The following is a 20,813-nucleotide window of genomic DNA, read 5'->3' on the forward strand; positions in this document are numbered from 1 at the left end:
GCGTAATTTTTTTAATTTGCGATAACGCCGGTCAAGCAGACTACCACAATGAACACAGATGCAAAGCAAAACCTTTAAAAAATTTTGCTTTAAAAAATGATAATGTCCTGCGAGAAAAGCATATAGCAAGAACGACGTGCTTTACGACCACAGTGCCAAACTGAAACACAGAGTGTTAATCTTTTTAGCCGTTAAACACGTATGTTTCAACATCGCGTCATTACGGCAAAAGGGCACCCAGCAGAAGGGCTTCCCCTCGCCGGTGCTTGAAGGCTATAATGGTGCAAACTTTGTGCGGACTTTACCACAGGAACTCATAACATGAAGAAAATCACCATTGCACTTGCCTTGCTGTTAACTACTTTTGGCATTCACGCCAGCTCTGAGGCAGATAAGGACGCATTGGCAAAACGATTGTCGCCGGTGGGTCAGGTCTATGTTGCGGGGGCTGTTGCTGCAGCCGATACGGCAGCTTCCGGACCTCGCAGTGGTGAGAAAGTGTATCAAACGGCATGTTTTGCTTGCCACGGCACTGGAGCTTTGGACGCACCAAAGAAGGGTGATGCGGCGTGGAAAACTCGTATAGATCAAGGTTTTGATGTAATGTTGAAGCATGCTATTGAAGGTATCCGTAATATGCCAGCACGCGGCACTTGCGCAGATTGCAGCGATGATGAAATTGCGGCAGCCATTAAGTTTATGACTGAAGGCGTTTAACCACTCCTCGGAGTCGCTATTCCCTCAAGGCCACTCAATTAGCGTGGCCTTAGTGTTTTTTTACCTGCCTTAAAAAAATTTAGCCTAAGAATATAATGAAATAATGATCGCACCTCTATTCCAAGCGGTTAAATTTTATGCATAATAAAGTAATTTAAAATTTGGCCATCCAGACTGGATATCCACAACGAAAAGAGTCAGGGTTGAAGGGATCAACGGAACTGAACAAACGCCAAAGGCACACTGATGATAAATTACGTCGGTTAACCTTTTTAGCTAAGCGCTACAAGCAGGCGTATTTAATCCAGAATGCCTTACTCAGGTTGTCTGAACTGGCTAGCACCATTAGCGATATGCGGGAGTTTTATCCGGCTATTCATAATATGGTGTCCGACCTCCTGCATGCCGAAAATTTCTATGTTGTGTTTTATGACAGCGCAACCGAACAATATACGCCGCAATATTTTTCTGATGAAAAAGACCAGCTAATTATTGATCAAGTTCCATCCAGCGCCTTTTCCAGCGGCCTTACTGGCTATGTAGCCCGCAGTGGCAAACCACTACTGTGTGACACAGAGCAGTTTGCTACTCTCGTAAAAGATGGGCATATAGAAGCTCACGGCTCACCTAGCGCACACTGGCTTGGCATTCCATTGTGTCGTGGCAATCAGGTAATTGGTGTTATGGCTATTCAGTCATATAACGAGAAGCATCGGTACACCGAGTCTGACCTGGCAGTATGCAGTAGTATCGGCGGGCACACCCTAACAGCGCTGGACCGGGTAAAAAGCCGTGAATTGCTGGAAGATACAGTGCGCCAACGTACGCGACAGCTTCAGAAAATAAACAGTTCATTGCAAAAAGAAATAAAAGAACGGACCAATGCTGAGCAATTGCAGGTAGCGTTGTACCGAATTTCAGAACTCACTGCCAGCAGCAGCGACATGAATAGCTTTTATCGGGCAGTCCATCAGGTGTTGTCTGGCTTGATGCCCGCTGAGAACTGTTATATCGCTTTACTTAACAGTGACCGCACCAAACTCACCTTCCCATTCTTTCTCGACCAATATTCACCGCCACCACGCGAACGGCCGCTTAGTAAAGGCTTTACCGAATATGTTATACGTTGTGGTGATGCCAGACTTATTAATAACGATACCGCAGCCGCGCTGGTTGAGGCCGGAGAGCTGCGTCGCAGCGTAGCTGAACCCATAAATAACGCTAGATATTCTACCAGTTGGCTTGGTACTCCACTGCTCATTGAGCAACAGGTTATTGGTGTCATTGCGCTACAGTCATATGAACAAAGCTATAAGTACTCCGAAACCGAGCTAAGTATACTGCGTTTTGTTTCACAGCATATTGCTGTTGCTATTCAGCGCAAGTTAGCAACCGAGCAACAAAAGCGGCAGCAGGAAGAGCTGGAACGTAAAGTGTTTGAAAGTACGCGCGAGCTACGTCAGACCAATTTGTTTTTGCGCTTGCAGGTGGAAGAACGAAAAAAAGCCGAACAAAAGCTATTTTATGAAGCAAATCATGATGCTCTTACCGGCCTGGCCAACCGGCAAATGTTTTTACAGCAATTAAAACAGCAATTTGCGCTGAGTAAACGCCAGTCACAACTGAACATGGCGTTACTCTTTATCGACCTTGACCGATTCAAACTTATAAACGACAACTTGGGGCACCATGTTGGCGATGCTTTTTTAATCGAAGTGAGCAAACGGCTCCTTAGTACTGTTCGTGAACATGACGTAGTAGCTCGGTTAGGCGGCGATGAATTTGTAGTATTGCTGACTAGCTTGATGCAAACAACGGATGCAGAAGATGTAGCAGAGCGTATTATTGATAAAGTACGGCTACCATTTTTTTTACAAGGCCAACAAGTTACATCTGGCGCCAGTATCGGTATTGCTCAGTTTCAAAGCGAACATACTAATGCGGAAGCCTTGCTACGCGATGCAGATGCAGCGATGTACCAAGCTAAATCGATGGGGCGCAACCGCTTTGTTATTTTCAACGAAACCATGCGCGAGCAAATGCTGCAAGCGTTGAGCATAGAGCAAATTATTCAACAGGCACTGGAAAAGCAACAATTTACTGCTGTATTTGAACCGGTACTATGTGGCCAGGCGCGAAACCTAATGGGTTATGAACTTCATACCCGGTGGCAACATCCACAGTTAGGCACACAATACGATTTTAGCCAGCACATAACCGATGCGGGTTTATTGCCAAAAATCGAACAGCTTATGTTGCAACAGGCATGTCATCATCTCGCAGTAAGTGACAGCAATATCGGTTTACTTACGGTAACGTTGAGCACCGCGCACCTGCAACAAGCCGATCTGTACGATCAGCTAAAACAACAACTTTCTGGCTTAGAGCCCAAGCATCGTCTATGTCTGGCATTTACCGAGCGAGAGATGCTTCAAGCTGATAGCGCCATCATGACCCCGTTGCGCCAGTTAAAACAGTTAGGTATCAGATTAGCGCTACACAACTTTGCTGCCGACGCAGCGCCAATGGGCTTGCTACTACAGCAACTATTTGAATTTGTTAAGTTAGATGCCACTTTTTGCCGCCAACTGCCTCGCAGCGAACATAAACGCCAACTACTACAAATGCTGCAATCGCTAGCAGTAAGTTATAAATTTCGTGTGTTGGCCGACGGGGTAGACAATGCCGACTTACTTAACCTGTTATTGGCCGAGGGCTGCTGTTTTATGCAAGGTAAATATGTTGCAGAACTGCTATCGGCTCAAGCACTGGCTTCATCACCGTCAGTTGTTTTTCAGCAACTGGCGTAAGCGCTCAATATGCGCCTGACCGGTTTGCTGGCGTTGTTCCGCTGTTTTCACTGGCGCCGCGCTTTGCCACTCCAGGTCATCCTGCGGCAACTCATATAAAAAGCGACTGGGCTCCGGACGAATAGTTTCACCAAACTGACGCCGCTCTTTAGCATAGGTAAATATTAGTTCTTTTTGAGCCCGGGTAATACCAACATAAGCTAACCGCCGCTCTTCTTCTACATTGTCTTCATCTATGCTGCTTTGATGTGGCAAAATACCTTCTTCCATACCCACCATAAACACGAAAGGGAACTCCAGTCCTTTTGATGCGTGCAGGGTTAGCAATTGCACCTGGTCAGAATTGTCGTCTTGTTCTTGCCGCTCCATCATGTCGCGTAATGTAAGGCGAGTGACGACTTCTGGCAGTGTCATAGGCTCGTCGTCATCTTTACCCTGCAGCATTTCACTGATCCAACGGTATAACTCGTTGACGTTTTTAAGCGCCATTTCCGCAGCTTTCGGGCTGGTACTGGTTTCAAACAACCAGGCTTCATAATGGCTTTGGCGGATTAAATCGCGAATGGCTTCGGCTGGCTCGGCGCGCTGGACATTGTCGGCAATGCTCACTATCCACTGCGCAAATTGCTTTACCGCATTATGCGCCCGAGCCGACAAATGCATCGATAGCTCACTGTCACAGCAAGCTTCAAACAAACTAATGTGCTTCTCATTGGCCAAATTACCTATTTGCTGCAAAGTGGCGGCACCAATTTCACGTCGTGGCACATTGATTATGCGGAGTAATGCATTGTCATCATCCTGGTTAACTACCAGGCGTAAATAGGCCATCACATCTTTAATTTCGCTGCGCGAGAAAAACGACGTACCACCGGAAATTTTGTACGGAATACGGTTAGTCATTAGCGCCTTTTCAAATAAACGTGACTGATGATTTCCGCGGTACAGTAAGGCGTAATCCCGGTATTGGCTGCGGTTGATAAAACGGTGTGAAATAATTTCCGCTACCACCTTTTCGGCTTCGTCTTCTTCGTGCTTGCACGGCAGCACCTTAAGCGGCACGCCGTAACCGTTTTCGCTGAATAGCTGCTTTTCAAATTCGTGTGGGTTGTTAGCAATAAGAATATTGGCGGCTTTTAAAATTCGTTCCGCTGAGCGGTAGTTTTGCTCAAGCTTAATGACATTTAAGCTAGGGAAGTCGGTTTTTAATAGTGCCAGATTTTGTGGTCGGGCGCCGCGCCAGGAATAAATCGACTGATCATCATCGCCCACCACTGTAAAACGTTGGCGCTCACCAACTAACCACTTTACCAGCTGATACTGGCTGGTATTGGTATCTTGGTATTCATCTACCAACAGATACTTAATTTTCTGCTGCCACTTGGTACGCACCTCTTCATTGTGCTGAAACAGCAGGGTTGGCATTAAAATTAAGTCGTCAAAATCCAGTGCATTATAGGCGGTAAGTTGCTGGCTATACTGCTGATAATAATTAGCAAAGCTGATGCTCTGTGCGTCTGTAGCTTCAGCCATAGCTTTGGCAGGTAAGGTGAGCTCATTCTTCCAACTGCTAATTTTGCTTTGTAATGCCCGCAGTAAATCTTTATCACCCTGAATATCATTCTCGCTAAGCTCTTTTAGCAAGGCCATGCTGTCTTGATCGTCAAACAAGGTAAAGTTAGATTTATAGCCGATATGGCGGTATTCCTTTTTTAGAATATCCAGCCCTAAGGTGTGAAATGTAGAGATAGTCAGGCCGCGGGTTGCCGTTTTCGGCAATTGATGATTAATACGTTCACGCATTTCACGCGCAGCTTTGTTGGTAAAGGTAACCGCAGCGATATGCCGCGCAGACATTTCGCACTCTTGAATCAAATATGCAATTTTATTAATAATAACCCGGGTTTTACCACTGCCGGCACCAGCCAGCACCAAACAAGGCCCAGAGATAAATTTAACTGCTGCATTTTGTTGCGGATTTAACTTCATTGACTCACCCTTACACCAAGACGGGCATTGTAACGAAATTTGCTGTTAAATAGCATTCGCGATTGTCGTTTTGGCCTGTAGAATAATGCAAACCGTTATACACCATGTTGCAAGTCACTGATGCAACGAAGGAGAACCGCATGATAGACCCGAAAAAAATTGAAGATATCGCCAAACAAATTGGTAATGCTATTCCGCCACAAGTTCGCCAGTTTGCCGATGATGTTGAAGCAAAAGTAAAACAAGTTTTGCAAAGTAAACTCGCCGACATGGACTTTGTTAGCCGTGAAGAATTTGACGTTCAGCGCCAGGTGCTGCTGCGCACACGCGAGAAAGTGGAAAAGCTGGAACAACAACTCGCTGCTATTTTGGCAGAGAAAACCCAGCAATTTGATGCCAAAGATTTACCATCATCAGATCAGCAATAATACCGTTACTGTGAAATGGCGCCAATACTAAGAAAAAATGCCAGCATGCAGATGACAACGCGCAACCGGTGCCAGTTTTGCCAGCGGTTTAATTCACCGGCTAACTGGTCGGCGCTTATAGCTGCACGAGCAAATGCGGCATTGGTCTGGCTAAAATACACAAAATAAATCGCAATTAAACTAGCCGCTAGTAGTGCCGTGCCAGTAGACCACCACGCTGTTGGCGCATTGTTGTACCACGCCAACAGTGAAGCCACGACTGCAACGGGTGGCGTAAGCGCAGTAATGGGAGCAAAAAACTTAAACAAACGCGGCGCATACTGCGGGTGTAGCTTGTAAAACTCATCGCTGCTTAGCGTTTTCCAGTAAGGCACCAATAACTCGCCCTCTGCCCATAGTGCGCCAGCCAGCAAACCTAACAGCGCAACCGTTAACGATTGCGAAATGTCGACTAAAAACAACATAAAGTGCTCACTCACTCTTATTTTTCAAGCATATTGCACAATACAGGATTTTTCCTCAGGTACAGGTGCAAGCGTGTGATTATTCGTAATAAAGTTGCGCTGTGGTTGTTGCTCAGGGTACTCAGCAAACAGGCTGATGGTGGTAGAACACGCCAAATTGCCATTGACGCTTGCCAATGCTGTGACCTTCATTATTTTACGTTTAAGACAGACTACTTTAATGTCTAGTTGTAATTGATCGCCGGGGATAACTTTGCGTTTAAACTTAGTTTTCTCGGTTCCGGCCAAATAGCAAAGCGTACTGTTTTGTAACACGTCAGCATTGCTCTGCGCCCATAAAATGCCTGCGGCCTGTGCTAATGCTTCAATGATCAGTACACCCGGAAACACTGCATTACCCGGGAAATGCCCTTGCAGCGCAGGTTCATTTTTCGACACATTTTTTATCGCACGCAGACCACAGTTCTTCTCATAACCAGTTACGCTATCTACCATCAAAAACGGATATCTGTGTGGTAATACACTCTCTATATCAATAATGCTCATGTTCAATCCTCGCTAAGCGTTAAGGCAGCCCCGCCTGAATAAAGGCGGAACTGCTTTAGTGGTTAAGTCCTTTTATTACGCAGTGGTAGCTTGTGGTTGCTCTACCGCTTGCATCACATGCCGGGCAAGATGTTCTGCCAGCTCCGGATCCTGCATTATCGACCAGTGATCGCCATTGAGCGTTAATGCCGAAAGCATTTTACTTTCCAGCAAGTCATGCCAATCGTTAATATAGTTATTGAACGAGCTTTTTGAAGCGCGCACCAATAAGGTATTCATTGGATTTATGCGTGATGGGTTAAAGCCACGTGCGTTAAAAATATTAGCGATAGCAATTTTGCTATAACGTTCAATTTGCGCTTCTGAGTCTTGTTTGGAGTAACCCAAAAAGCGATAGAATTGCTGTTTAGCGCATTCATCTGCCTGTGTGACAAAACCAAAGCGCCGACCAAACTTGTCTAACAGCGTTTGCAAAGTGCCAGGTTCATATAGGTCATCCAGGTTCAAAATACTGTTATTCTGAATAAAGTGGTCAAAGTCTTCCGGCACATGCGGTGCCTCTGCATCAATAGAAATAAATGCACTGACTTTTTCACCACGCTGAATCAACTCCTGCGCAATATGAAACGCCACAGATACACCATACGACCAACCGCCAATCAGGTAAGGCCCTTCGGGTTGCGTTTGTTGGATCAGACGGACATATTCAGCCACCATTTCTTCTAATGTTGCAAAACATGCCTCACCGTCTTTAAAACCATTCGCTTCAAGACCATAGGCCGTAATGTCAAGGTTATATTGATCACGCAAATTCTTTTGTAAATTTCTAATTAGCGGATAAAAAGACGCCAGATGCCCACCCAAGCCATGCACCATAAATAGTGGCTGAGATTGTCTGACATTGTCGCCTTTACCGCGGTTTAAATCGGGGAAGCGTACTAAGTTAGACGTAGTTACAGCGTCATTTTGTGCTTCAATAAAATGCGTGAGTTTGGCGATGGTAGGGTTGTCAAAAATGGCATGAATAGGCAGCTGAACGCCAAATTGTTTCTGTACTTCACTTAGCAGCGACATCACCAATAAAGAGTGTCCGCCCAGTTCCATAAAGTCGTCATGCAAACCAATATTGTTAACATGCAATAACGACTCCCAAATGGCGGCCATTTTTACGTCCTCTGGCCGTTGTGGCATCGACAGATCCGCATTGCCACTGGCAGAAATCGCCATATCGACAAGTAGCTTACGGTCAACTTTTCCATTTGGATTAAGGGGAACCGCAGGCAATTGCAACAACAAGTTAGGGATCATATAACTTGGCAGTGCTTGCTCAAGGTAGTTGCGTACCTCTGCTGCAGAAAGCGTTACCCCTGAGCTAAAGTAGGCAACAATTTTCTTTTTACGATTGTGCTCTTTTAGCACGACAGCCACATTGTCAATTTGCGGATGACAGCCAATAACACTTTCAATTGCACCTAATTCAATGCGATAGCCCCGCACTTTAACCTGATTATCACTGCGGCCTAAAAACTCAATGTCACCGTCGCGGTTCCAGCGTGCTAAGTCACCCGATTTGTACATTTTACCGTTTGCACTTAGAGGGTTATCAATAAAGGGGTTATCAATAAATGCGGCTGCGGTATCTTGTGGCCGGTTTAAATAACCACGTGTGACGCCAGCACCAGCAATATACAAGTCACCAACGAAACCAATGGGCACCGGCTTTAATTGGGCATCCAGAATATGCATTTGTGTATTTGCAATCGGTTTGCCAATCGTTATCTTTTTAACTGGGCCGGTTAGTGTGCTTAAGCTGGCGGTTACCGTAGTTTCTGTCGGGCCATAGGTATTGATCAGTGGAATAGTCGGGTTGTGCTGACGCCATTGCGTATACTGATGCAAGTCCGCTTCTTCACCACCAATGGCGACTAAACGTACCCCCAACTTTTCTACATTAATGTCACTGATGTTGTGCCAGTAAGCGGTGGAGAATTTCAGTACCGTTACGCTATGCTGGCGCATAATTTGCTGCATTTTTTCGATGTCTGGCAAGTGCTCCTGGCGCACCATCACCAGTGTTGCGCCGCCCAATAAGGTAGGAAAAACCTCCTCGACAAAGGAATCAAAGTTCACGGTAGAGAACTGCAATAATTTATCGTTACGTCTAATAGCAAAGCTGCTTTGCAGGCTTAAACTATGATTAAGCACACTTTGATGTTCAACCAACACGCCCTTAGGGGTGCCTGTCGTACCCGACGTGTAAACCATATACGCCAAATCCTGCGATTGACAGGCTGCATCTATGGCAGCAAGTTGTCGCGCTGATACATCGGCCATCTCGGTAATGGCGTTTACATCCAGCCACTTATTACTATGTGCCTGCAGTTTTTCTTTCGCAGCCTGATCAACCAAAATCCACTGGGCATTGCTATCTTCCAGCATAAAATCCAGGCTAGCTTTAGGATAAGTCGGGTCTAGTGGAACATAGGCGGCGCCAGCTTTTAAAATACCTAACACGCAGGCAATAAGCTCAATCGAGCGGCTAACAGATAAGCCGACAAACTGATTACGTGCCACACCTTGCGCAATGAGATGGCTGGCAATTTTATCAGCCCACATATTCAATGCCGCATAGCTAATAGATTGGCGTTCAAATTCAACAGCAACGGCGTCTGGCGTGAGTGCGGCCTGGTACGCGAACATCTGCTGCAAACACTGCGAATCAGGATAGGCTGTTGCAGTGTTGTTCCAGCGGGCAATTTGTGCCATTTCCTCGGCATAGCTCAGGCCGCTTGTTGTCGGCAATGCATTGTTTTGCACTAAGAAGTTAATGGTTTTTTCAAACCAGCTATCAATAAACTTCTGCTCCATTTTTTGCCGTAATTGCGGGTCCATGTGTTCAATAAAGTTACTGCTGTCATAGAACGATTCTACTTTCGGTGTTGGGTCTTCAAACAAGCGAATAACTAATTGACGATATGACTTACATTGCTCGTCCCAGCGTTCAATCGGATAATTTCTCAAGCGTTCAACAAATTCTACCCGGCTAACTTCGTCAAGCTTGTAGCCCATATTGCGTAACATCACCGCAATACGTTTCATGTCGATAGACTCTTTGGATTGACTGGTTACGTTGTAGTTGGTGTTTTCCGCTTTACCAATTAATGACGCCATGGAATCCGCCATCAGATCAACCGGCACCACATCGTGCAGATAATTACCCTGCGGGTAGGCACCAATGGTTAGCAATATACGCAGCATAATATTGAAACCGTCGCCCACTTTAGTCAGGCCGGTTTCTATGTGACCGCCAACCCATACCAGACGATAAATATTACACACGATGCCATCAGCACGGGCGAGTTTACACATTTCTTCGCTGGCATATTTACTGATATCGTAGCCAAAATAGCGGTTGATATCGCCAACCTTAATATTGTCTTGCTCGAGGAATATGGACTGATCATCTTTATCTGGTGAAAAGGTACTGGTACTGGTGTAGTGCAGTTCTTTCTTACGGCCCGTGCGTGCCAGTTGCAACAAACTGCGGGTACCATCGACATTGATTTCGCGAATACCTTCATACGGTAGCCAGTTATTAACGTGCGAGCCAATGTGGAAAATCTTGTCGACATTGGCAACTACCCATTGGTATTGCTCCGCCGGAATACCTAATTGCTTCTTGCTTAAATCGCCCTGCACTAACTTAACACGCTGTTTATCAATGCTGTTTTTCATTTTAAAGTAGGCGACAGCGTCATCGAATTTCTTTTCAATCGCTTCCTGTGAAGCCCCCCGCACCATCAACACAAACTGATCCTGGCTACGCTGCATCATCGCTTGTAAAAAATGCAAACCAAAGAAGCCGGTCCCGCCGGTGATCAGCGAAATACCTGTTTTACCTTGTAAGCTGTTATCAAGTGCCAAAGGCGGTAAGTAAATATCGGAAGCGACATCAGGAAATTCATATTCTGAGGTGCGGTACAGGTAACCATTAATGGTTGGGTAGCGAAACAGCAGTTCCATCGTTACATTTAGGCGCGTTGCCAATTCCAGCATGGTCAGTGAAGAGCCACCCAGTTCAAAGAAATTGTCATTCATTCCCACTTTTTCTGCCGGCATGCTAAGAATATCACCCCACATCACCGCCAGTTCGCGCTCACTTTCGGTAATCGCCGGTACAAAACTATCTTTACTGGCCTCTGCACTATCGCTGTCGCTTTGAGTCGTCGTAGCTTGATGCTCTAACAACGGGGTAAACTCACCAGCCAGATACATCTGTTTCGACAAGCGACGTTGTACTTTACCGCTGGTGGTGGTCGGCAACTCTTTTGGTTTTATCAGCACTACCCGATCCAGGTGCAATTGATGGTCGGCATAGACATTGGCACGTATTTGCTTGGCTAATTGTTGCAGCTCTTCCTCTGTAGAAGTCAGTACCCCGGCAACGACAATTAACTTTTCCTGACCGTCGTTGGTAATAGAAAAAGCAACACAGCAGCCAGGACGAATGGCAGCAAGCTCGTTGGTGCTCCATTCAATGTCTTCAGCGTGAAAGTTTTTACCCTGAATAATAATCACATCTTTAATGCGCCCGGTAATATGCAAGCTACCATGGCGGGCGAAGCCCGTATCGCCGGTACGCAGAAAATGACGCTCATCATCAATGAGTGTGGCTTGAAACGTTTCTGCAGTGGCTTCTGGTCTATTCCAATACCCTTGTGCAACACTGGGGCCATGCACCCAAATTTCTCCTTCCGCGCCGTCAATGACTTCCAGACGGCTTTCAGGATCAACAACCTTAACGACATCACAGCTATCAGCAATACCCGACGGCATATAGTTAGTTTCAGCATCGGCCAGCAACGGTTTATCGCGCTGGGTACCGCTCACAATCAAGGTGGCTTCTGCCAGGCCATACACCGCCATGTAAGCGTCAGCAGGCAGCTTGCACTGACTGAATTTTTGCGTGAAGCGCTCTACCGTTTCGCGCCGAACCGGCTCGGAGCCATTAAACGCCGACTTCCAGCAAGACAGATCCAACTCCTGCATTTCTTCATCAGAAATCTTATTTACACACAAATCAAAGGCAAAATTTGGCCCGCCACTTATTGTGCCGCGGTACTTACTAATGGCTTTTAACCAACGAACAGGTTTTTGCACAAAATGCAGCGGCGCCATAAAAATCAGTGGCACCCCCAGGTACATAGGTTGCAATGCTTTACCAATCAGTCCCATATCATGAATTAACGGTAACCAGCTGACAAAAACACTATTTTCGTCGTTGTTATAGAGTTTTTTTATCGTACGCTGATTGGCCATCAAATTACTGTGGCTCACCATTACCCCTTTGGGCGTGCCAGTTGAACCTGACGTGTACTGCAAAAATGCAATATCATCGGCGCTCACCTCTTGCTCGATAAAATGCGCTTCAACACCGTCTGTCAGTTGGTCGGTATTAATCCATTCAAGCGTAGAAAACTTGCCGTTATGGCTAGCGTTGTTGCCTACCACTTCCATACTGATCATGCGCTCAATATGCTTACTGGTAGACAAAATAAAGGCAATATCACAATCTTCAACAATGCCATTTAAACGGGTAGCGGTTTTTTTGCTGGTAGGGGGTGACACCAGTACGGCTGTCGCGCCAGCATAGAGGCTGCCAAAAAATGACACCAAAAATCCAATACTCTGCGGATAAATCAGCAGTACTCTGCTGTTATGAATTTGCTGGTTTTTTTGCTGCAACGTTGCCGCCAACTGGCGTGCACGTCTATCCAGTTCCTGATAGGTGATTGTTACTTCCTTGTCTTCACCATCTTCGAGAAAGATATAAGCATTTTTATCTGGTGTATGGGCTGCTCTTTGTTTTAGCACATGCACCAGGGTGGCTTGGTTCTCGATCATTGAGTTTATACTGTTCACTTGGGGCTCCTTGTATGCTCCGGATTAAGTGTCTCTAAGCGGTTAACTAAAAATCATATTGGCCATAAATTTGCACAACATCGTTATTGCGATAGGGGTATAGCGTGTCACTTTGATTAAAGTGGTAATGCACCAACAGGCCCCCGACTTTAAACGCGTCAGTCAGGGGGTACTCCAGGTTCAGGCGGAAAATTCGACCGTTGTTGTCCAGCATGGAAATGGCATTTGCTTTGACGGTGAGCTTTTCATTTGTGTCACTCCACAGCAGGCTGAACATGGCACCATATTCATTTTTGTCGATGCTAAGTGCGTCAGTGTTACCCGTGGTGTGTTGCAGATTGAGTTCCAGCGATAAGGTTGTATTGCGCCAGCCGACATAATCAAAACCCGCCATACTTAACAGCTGATCATGTTGCGGCCATCCGCCAAGATAATGGTTAAACTTGGTGGCAGCGGGCATCAGTGACTTATTGTGATGCACGCCCAGCTCGGCTTTATACACCCACAAGCCCTGACTTAAACTGCTGGTGAGCGCCAACACGCTGAAGCGATCTTGGGAAAAAGACAGCTGTTCAGCTTTGGCCTGTTGCAACGTCAAGGTGTTGTTATTGGCTTCAGCCATAATCAGGCTGACATCACCGCCATGGAAGTTATGCTTAAGCCGAACAAAGTATTCTATTTTGTTGTCGGCGTTATATTGCGCGAGTGGTTGCGGCAGGTCGCGTAGTGCAATAAAGGGGTCAAACTCGTTACCCAATGGGGCTAGCTGGTTAAATCCTGCGTCGTAGGTCAGCACCATGTCTAGCGTAAAGTCGCTAGTGCTACGAGTAAAATGCGCCGCCGGCACTTGCAAGCGTACATCTCTTAAATCGGCCTGCAGTAGGGTGTAATTGTTGTGCGGGGCAATAACATCAGCAATAACCACAGCGTCACTTTGGCCCCAGGCAATAATCTGATGACCCAGCCTAAGGTGCCATTGCTCAGTTAAACTAATGTCTAAATAAGCATCGCGCAGTTGGAAACGGGTTTCAAATTCGCTTAGCTCTTGCGCCGATGGTTGAATATCGCTATCAAGCCGATAAATTGCATCATAAAAAGCTTCAGCTTCTATCCGCCCGGAAATACGCTCAGAAAACGTATATGAGACTTCACCATGTATACTGGTTTCTATTTTATTGAAGCCCACCTCTGAGCGTGAAAAGCCTTGGCCCGGGGCTTCTACGCCATAGGACAACAGCTGCCGGACAAACCATTTATTTGGGCTGGGTAGCTGATCCAGGTTATCGACGTTAACGTCTATATCAGCAAAAAAGTCATCACTGTTTGCAGCGGCGCTATGCAGCATGCAACACGCGAACAGCGCTGAAGTTGCGTAACATCGCAGCAGGGCTGTAGCGGTTAGTTTAAAAAGCATTGGGCAAAACCTCTCTACCAGAGCCAGAAACGGGCTCAGTTGTACTTATGTGTTAAGGGTTGAAACGCTAAGTAGAGTTAGTTCATTGCAGCGGCCCGCTGCATGTTATCCGGCAGGAAAATGTCATCACCCACCCCCACGCCGTAATTAATATCCTGGATAAGGAAAATACTGGAGTGTTGGCGTTTGTCATTTTTGGTGGTGATCATTTGCATTTTTTGCGCTGTCCAGATGCCATCAATTTGCTCAACATCCGTTGCCATAAAATATTTTATTTCGCCAGCACGCGCTTTCCATATTTTGCTTTTTACCTGGAAGAAAATGTCTTTGCGCACCCAGGTTTGGGTTTTTAAATCACCGGTAGTGCGTAGCACCTTGTCGCGTAATGCGGCCTTAGGTTCATATTCAATTACCCAGCAATCATGGCCGTCTACCATCTCGCTTTCTTTGATAATGCGGTAGTCGTACCATTTCAGTTCAAAGCCACTGATGTCAGCATAGCTAAAGTCACTACCCAAAAAGGCGGCGGAGCGGTCTTCTGATGATATGCGCTTCACTTTGTTCAGCGCGGGTAAAAACAACCAGGATTCATCATCAACGTCAGCAGAGGCGTTCCAGTCATAGTTAATGTACACGGTGTCTTTAAGATCGGCAGGAGACAGAAAATGCGCCATATATTTTTGTTTGTCGCCATATTCTTTGGCGTACTGCTTTAATTGCCGCACCCGTTGCCTGTTTCGACTGTCAATTAGGATCATCGCGCTGGTCGCAACAGAATTTTCACCTTCATCGCGGGCGTCAACTTGCGCCATAATGTCGCGGGCTGACAAACTATTATTCTCAGTTGCGCTAACTAAAACCGATAGCAATAAAAGTGGCGTTAGTAGCCAGCGCGAAAGTGTGCGACCTGATACAAAGTTCGTTGTTTTCATAATGTCAGTTCCTTAACGTGATGCTTGATCACATGTGTTTATCAGGCAATGTCCGAAATATTTTTGTCATGGCTCATGGCTGTTTTGTCATTGCTAATGGCGTTGCTGTTGTGGGTGTCATCGCTGTGATTAACGGTGTTTCGCTCTGCCGCGCCCTTGTTATCGAGGGTAAAAATAATGGCAGGTAGCAGGAGTAAATCAGCCAGTAATGCCAGTAACATAATCGCGGCGCTAAACAGGCCGACATGAACGATGGGCACAAAAGACCCCAGCATTAGCACCGAAAACCCCAGTACTAACACCACTGAACTAAACACCACGGCTGTGCCAGACTCTTTCATGGTAATGCTTACCGCTGCAAAGCAATCCAACCCGGCTTGTCTGGCTTTGGCGTAGCGGCTGACTACGTGAATGCTATCGTCAACGGCTAGCCCCATGGTCATCGCGCCCACTATCATGGTGCCTAAATCCAGGGAAACTCCCAGTAAGCCGGTTATTGCCGCCACCACAATAATGGGCAACACGCTGGGAATAATGCAGTACAACCCAAGTTTAAATGAGCGGAATAAAACAAAAAAAAACAAACTGATAACCAATAAGCTCAAGCTAAAAGATTTCACCATGCCTTCAGAGGTGTACACGTCTTGTATTTGAAACAGCAGTTTCACGCCCGTCAGTGTAATGGCCAAATCAGCGAAGTCTGTTGCAATAGCCTGCTCAATTTGTGCAAGCTCTTGCTCCATGGCAGATGCCGGCATATTGATCATCGGCACTGTCAGGCGAAGATAGCGGTTATCAAAGTCACGCATGTCTGACAGGTCTTCTTCCGGGCCTGCATTTTCATACAGAAACAACAACTGGCTGGTCATATTACTGCTGGTAGGGATCGTGAAATACTCTGGGTTTTCTTCGTGCATCGATTGATTAATTTCTTTTAAATAATCAACAACCGAGAGTATTTTTCCGGTGGAATTTCGGCTTTCGAGGGCCTTCTCCAACAACGCGACACGTGTTAAAAATGCCGGTTGTTTTATACCGTTCTCAGCACCAGAGTCGATGATAACTTCCATTGTCATCGCACCGTTAAAGTGCTCATCAAAGTACAGCATATCCTGACGGGCAGGGTTGTTGTCTTTAAAATACTCAACAAAGTTGGTATCTATTTTTACTGTATTTAACGCCGCGCAAGTGGCCATAAACAACAATCCACCTAGCCACAGAATAGCTTTGCGATGTTGATTGGCAAAGCCCGGTAACACATGCATCAATGCTGCAATGGCATTAGCTATACCGCTGGGTTGCAGGTGCCGTCCGCCCGGCTTGCTGAAGCTAAGCAAGGCGGGTAGCAGGGAAAAACTTAATATGAACAGCAGTATGGGCCCCACGGTACCCAGAATAGCCATTTCTTTTACCGGCACAATATTGGTAGCAGATAGCGTAAAAAACCCAATGGCCGTGGTAATGCTGGTAAATAAACAGGGTAGCCAAAGTTTAAGCATGGTTTGCTTTACCGCTGCTGCACTATTTTGTAGCTGGGTATTGGCATTGATAAACGCCAAAATAATATGCATACACAAGCCGATGCTAATGATAATCATCGTGGGTATCAGGGCTTGATCGACGGCTGAATGTGGGTAACCAAGCACACCCTGTACACCGTTTAACATTGCTATGGCAAAAATGATCACCGTCCAGGGCATAAGCGTGACATACCAGGAACGAAAGCTAACAAACAGCACGATAATCATAATCAATGCCATCACCGGATACAGCACGGCCGAGTCGCTTTGATTGCGGGTTTCAAACTGCTCATCAAACACTGGCTGCCCGCCAAAGCGAATGCGATAACCCTGCTCGGTATACTGCTGTTGCTCGACATAGGCATACAGCGCTTTGACTAACGCCACCTTGTGTGCGGGTGAGTCTTTGACATAGCGAATACGTGCGGCAATGCGTGTTTCGGTAAGCGCAGTATTCACTAAAGTGTCTAGTGCCAACGCTTCGGATACAATACGCTGACGCGCGGCATCAAGTTGTGCGTCGGTGGCATTAGCCGCATGCTGATTTGGAAATAAATCTTCAATATTTAACGCATCAGCATCACCATGAATATATTGATACTTCGCCAGCGATCGAACCTGCGTAACCGCTTCTTGCTGTTCTAAGAATAGCGTTAACTCATTTACGATATTCATCGTTTTTGATGTAAAAACGTCTTGTTGCTCTGGGGCACTTACGCCAACAACAAGGTATTCATTATCGCCGAACAAGTGTAATAATTGATTGTATTCCAGTACTTTAGGATCATCATCAGCGAAGTTGCGTTCAATGGTGTGGTCGAACGGTATGCTGCTACCCAAGTAGCCGCCAGCTAACAGTAATAGCACTGACAGGATGATAACCAACCAACGTTGGCTGATAACCAGGTTAGCCCAGCTTGCTATAAACCGGCTCATACTTCAGTCCCCGAAGCGGCGTCTGCCTGTTCCGCTGCTCTAACTTTGTTATCCAGAATTAAGCCTATATAAAACAGCAAGCCACCAACCATCGCTAAGGCAAACAGTTGCACACCAAGTGGCAAGCTGGTTTCATAATTGCGGTAAACCGTAATGGTGATCAGCATAAAAGCAAACCACATAATGGCTTTTTGCAAACTGGCTTTACTAATTAACGGGTCAAATTTTTCACGACCGGTGCCAGCATGATCTGCTGCTGCGCCACTTTTTTTCGATAAGTAGCTTGGCGGGCCAAAAAGGGCAACTAACTTGCCTCGAAGGCTTGGTTTACTTTTCGCTTCGGCAAAAACCCGGGCCAAAGTGGTAATTTGCGCAGTAACCGGATTAAGCGTCGTTGTTTCCTGACCAATACCAATTTCTGGTGTTTCAGTGCGTTTTGCAAAAGTACCAAACATTTTGTCCCAGATAATCAGCACGCCGGCAAAGTTCTTATCGACATAACAGCGGTTACGGGCATGGTGAATTTCATGATGGTATGGGGTATTAAAAATTAAGCCAAAAGTTCTGAACTCAGGTAGGTAAGAGGTGTGGATAAGAAACTGATAAAGGTTATGTGCTGCAAACATCAGGAAAAAGGCGGCCGGTGAAAAGCCCAATACCGCAAACGGCAGGTAGACACTGATGATAGTGAATTCCTGCATTACGCTTCGACGCAGTGCAACCGTAAGGTTAAACTCTTCCACTTCATGGTGCACAACATGGCCAGCCCATAACACACTACAAACATGACTTAATCTGTGGAAGCCATAAAACACTAAATCAACCAGTAGCATCAGGCCGATAAATACCAGTAGCGAGTCTTCGATGGTGTATAAACGATGCGTGTTGTAGAGGTAGATGTAAAGCAGAGCAAACAGGCCTTTAGAGATAAACCCCGTTACCTGTTCAAAGATGCCACAGCTTATATTGCTAATAGCGGCATTAATTCGGTAGTTTTTTTTCTTTCTGCGCATGTCGTATAGAAACTCAATGACCACGCAGGCAATCATAAACGGAATGCCAATTGCAATGATATCAGGATACATAACAAGTCCTTTTGATTTACGTTAAAAAAACATTTATCACAGTAATACTCGCGATCTGTACATATATTGAACTCTATAAAAGCGATTGTCTTAACGCTTTAGCATTAGTCAAAAATATATCAGCCATATATTGCACAAATATTAACCATTTGATGTTGTTATTTTACACTTGTTATGTTTTAGTTTATTTATGGTTCTAACTTGGAAACTGTTTAATAATTTCATGGCTCCATAAGAGAAACGTGCAATACCGCTAGCAAAATGGCCAACGATATTTTCAGTAGGCAATTAGTAAAAAGCTCACACATAGCCACTAGCTTTGGCGCAGCAGCTATTACGCTGGTAAGAAACGGATAATTAATATCGCATTATCCTTCCTTGCAAGAATCTATGATGAGAGAAATCAGTCGAGAGACAAGTTTTGAGAGATATCTGTTTGAACGCAATGCGGTTTTAACGTTTAGGTAAAGTAACTTAGTCACAGGATGCAACGCGGTGCTTTACGATGAATCCTGTAACTTATTAGCTATTTCTGCTGAGCTCGCTGTTCATAGGCTAATTTAGCTTGGCCTACTTTCTCAAGTTTACGTTGTAACTCAGCGGACTCCTGGCTTAGCTTCGCAATATGCTTTTCAAACTTTAGTTTTTTATTTTGCGTTATAAAACTCACATATTCAGCATTGCTATTGTTTCTGCTGCTTGCCCCTTGCATAAAAGCCTGCGCCTGATAACCAAGCTCTCTATTAAAGTAACGTGGTAAACATTCCATTTTCTTTATGTGAGAACCTATATTTGCTCTGGGGTGACAATCAATACTAAAGTTGCTTATTGTGTTAAGTGCATTATAAGACTCGATAAAATCCATTTGCGCTAATTCAAGCTGTCGCTTGTAGTGATGCTCGCTTCTTTGGCCTGTCACAGTAATGCGTTCAATTGCATCGGAGCTTTGTTGCTGCATAGCGTTAATGTCCGCAGAAAGAAAAATACTCAGACAAAGTATTAACATCGAGTAGTAAGCTGAAGTTTTCATAAATTTCGTCTCCTAAGTAGATGTAGGCGGCAATAACACTAAAACCGCCCCTTTCGACACAACGCTATTTTCTTGGTTGCGCTATTTTTAATATTTCAGTTAAACCGGCTACCGCACCGCCAATATTTGCCAGCTCAGCAGGTACTATCATGGTGTTATTGGTTTTGGCCAGGTTTCCAAATTCTTTAACGTATTGTTCAGCAACACGCAGACTAACCGCTTCTGAACCGCCAGGATGATTTATTGCTTCAGCAATTTGACGAATACCTTCAGCAGTCGCGATGGCGATAAGCTCTATTTCACGTGCACGGCCTTCGGCTTCATTTATCTGCCGCATCTTGTCACCTTCAGACAGGTTGATCACTTCCTGCTTCTGACCTTCAGAAACGTTGATCATCGCCTGACGCTCACCTTCAGATTTCGCAATCGCGGCGCGGCGTTCGCGCTCGGCACGCATTTGTTGCTCCAGTGCGTCTTTAATACTAATGGGCAGCTCAATATCGGCAATTTCATAGCGCAGCACTTTTACGCCCCATGGCGCGGCTGCTTCGTCTAGTGCTTTGACCACCTCTTCATTTATTTTCGCGCGTTCTTCAAAGGTTTTATCTAAGTCTGTCTGGCCTATAACTGAACGCATGGTGGTTTGCGCTAACTGCGCCGATGCATAGCGGTAGTCATTAATACCGTAACTGGCTTTATGCGGGTCGATAACCTGTAAATATAAGATACCGTCGATACCAACCTGGATATTATCGCGGGTGACACAGGTTTGACGCTGCACATCGATAACTTCTTCTTTTAAGCTGTGCATGTAGGCAACTTTATCCACAAAAGGGATAAGAATATGGAAGCCTGAGTCCAACGTGCGCGAGTATTTACCTAAACGCTCGATAACAAAATTACTTTTTTGCGGTACTACACGGGCCGTTTTTATAATAGTGATAATAACTGCCAACGCAAAGCCGGCCATTAAAATGGTATTAATATCAATTTGAGCCATCAAATTTACTCCTTAAAATA

General features: G+C 45.5%; 13 protein-coding genes. 3 read left to right on the forward strand and 10 right to left on the reverse strand.

Features of this window, described 5'->3' with window-relative positions:
- Positions 1 to 321: 321 nt before the first annotated feature.
- Positions 322 to 717 carry a c-type cytochrome gene (locus tag ORJ00_RS12625; RefSeq protein WP_027669382.1) on the forward strand — a complete coding sequence of 132 codons (396 nt, stop codon included), beginning with the start codon at positions 322 to 324 and terminating at the stop codon, positions 715 to 717.
- Positions 718 to 920: 203 nt separating this feature from the next.
- The gene (locus ORJ00_RS12630; RefSeq protein ID WP_306140026.1) at positions 921 to 3,527 is read left to right on the forward strand and encodes a sensor domain-containing phosphodiesterase; all 2,607 of its coding nucleotides are present in this window, start codon (positions 921 to 923) and stop codon (positions 3,525 to 3,527) included.
- On the opposite strand, the gene rep is transcribed toward ORJ00_RS12630, so the two are convergent.
- The gene (gene rep, locus ORJ00_RS12635) at positions 3,501 to 5,516 is read right to left on the reverse strand and encodes a DNA helicase Rep (protein ID WP_305974021.1); all 2,016 of its coding nucleotides are present in this window, start codon (positions 5,514 to 5,516) and stop codon (positions 3,501 to 3,503) included. The two genes, ORJ00_RS12630 and rep, sit on opposite strands and share 27 nt — an antisense overlap.
- A gap of 140 nt (positions 5,517 to 5,656) precedes the next feature.
- Here rep and ubiK point away from each other — a divergent pair, with 140 nt between their 5' ends.
- Positions 5,657 to 5,944, forward strand: coding sequence for a ubiquinone biosynthesis accessory factor UbiK (gene ubiK / locus ORJ00_RS12640; protein WP_027669385.1), 288 nt, complete (start codon positions 5,657 to 5,659; stop codon positions 5,942 to 5,944).
- Positions 5,945 to 5,949: 5 nt separating this feature from the next.
- Here the strand turns inward: ubiK and ORJ00_RS12645 are convergent, their stop codons facing one another.
- The 9 genes from ORJ00_RS12645 to ORJ00_RS12685 all read right to left on the reverse strand — a co-directional run bounded on the left by ORJ00_RS12645 (position 5,950) and on the right by ORJ00_RS12685 (position 20,793).
- On the reverse strand, positions 5,950 to 6,408 hold the full coding sequence (locus ORJ00_RS12645; protein ID WP_306140027.1) for an anthrone oxygenase family protein: 459 nt from the start codon (positions 6,406 to 6,408) through the stop codon (positions 5,950 to 5,952).
- Between the two features lie 24 nt (positions 6,409 to 6,432).
- Positions 6,433 to 6,954: a 3-hydroxyacyl-ACP dehydratase FabZ gene (fabZ, locus tag ORJ00_RS12650; protein WP_084153413.1), complete on the reverse strand. Its 522-nt coding sequence runs from the start codon at positions 6,952 to 6,954 to the stop codon at positions 6,433 to 6,435.
- Between the two features lie 75 nt (positions 6,955 to 7,029).
- Positions 7,030 to 12,876, reverse strand: coding sequence for an amino acid adenylation domain-containing protein (locus tag ORJ00_RS12655; RefSeq protein WP_306140029.1), 5,847 nt, complete (start codon positions 12,874 to 12,876; stop codon positions 7,030 to 7,032).
- Positions 12,877 to 12,922: 46 nt separating this feature from the next.
- Positions 12,923 to 14,290: a DUF1302 family protein gene (locus ORJ00_RS12660; RefSeq protein ID WP_306140030.1), complete on the reverse strand. Its 1,368-nt coding sequence runs from the start codon at positions 14,288 to 14,290 to the stop codon at positions 12,923 to 12,925.
- Between the two features lie 77 nt (positions 14,291 to 14,367).
- Complete coding sequence (locus ORJ00_RS12665) at positions 14,368 to 15,222, reverse strand: outer membrane lipoprotein-sorting protein (protein ID WP_306140031.1); 855 nt, start codon at positions 15,220 to 15,222, stop codon at positions 14,368 to 14,370.
- A gap of 41 nt (positions 15,223 to 15,263) precedes the next feature.
- Positions 15,264 to 17,678: an efflux RND transporter permease subunit gene (locus ORJ00_RS12670; protein WP_306140032.1), complete on the reverse strand. Its 2,415-nt coding sequence runs from the start codon at positions 17,676 to 17,678 to the stop codon at positions 15,264 to 15,266.
- On the reverse strand, positions 17,675 to 18,763 hold the full coding sequence (locus tag ORJ00_RS12675) for a sterol desaturase family protein (protein WP_305974009.1): 1,089 nt from the start codon (positions 18,761 to 18,763) through the stop codon (positions 17,675 to 17,677). Before ORJ00_RS12675 ends, ORJ00_RS12670 begins: the two co-directional genes overlap by 4 nt.
- Positions 18,764 to 19,289: 526 nt before the next feature.
- On the reverse strand, positions 19,290 to 19,793 hold the full coding sequence (locus tag ORJ00_RS12680) for a hypothetical protein (RefSeq protein WP_306136362.1): 504 nt from the start codon (positions 19,791 to 19,793) through the stop codon (positions 19,290 to 19,292).
- Positions 19,794 to 19,857: 64 nt separating this feature from the next.
- A complete protein-coding gene (locus ORJ00_RS12685) occupies positions 19,858 to 20,793 on the reverse strand; it encodes an SPFH domain-containing protein (RefSeq protein WP_027669390.1) in 936 nt (311 codons plus the stop codon).
- Positions 20,794 to 20,813: the final 20 nt, after the last annotated feature.

It is taken from the genome of Rheinheimera baltica (genome assembly GCF_030731985.1).
In the GTDB taxonomy this organism is placed as follows: Bacteria; Pseudomonadota; Gammaproteobacteria; order Enterobacterales; family Alteromonadaceae; genus Alishewanella; species Alishewanella baltica.